Annotated in this window: 1 protein-coding gene; it reads left to right on the top strand. The window is 29.0% G+C overall.

Annotation, left to right across the window (positions count from 1 at the left end; translation table 11 throughout):
* Positions 1–262 (top strand): TIGR01741 family protein (locus GUI70_RS25885; protein ID WP_161884598.1); only part of this gene is annotated, 262 nt, incomplete at both ends.

Below are 262 nucleotides of genomic sequence, written 5' to 3'. Positions count from 1 at the left end.
GAGGTCGTTTTTAATTATACTAAACCAAACAGCGATGACTTGAATTATTACACATATATCCCTAGAGAGTATAATGTCTCTGAAAAAGTATTTTATGATTTGTGGACGGATTTATATAGATTGTTTAAGAAGTTAAGAAATGCATTTAAAGAAGAAGGACTTGAACCATGGACATCATGTGAATTTGACTTTACAAGCGAAGGTAAATTAAAAGTTTCATTTGATTATATTGATTGGATAAATACAGAGTTTGATCAATTAG

The sequence above is a fragment of the Deinococcus alpinitundrae genome, from assembly GCF_009982895.1.
In the GTDB taxonomy this organism is placed as follows: Bacteria; Deinococcota; Deinococci; order Deinococcales; family Deinococcaceae; genus Deinococcus; species Deinococcus alpinitundrae.
This window is presented reverse-complemented; position numbering and strand designations above follow the sequence as displayed.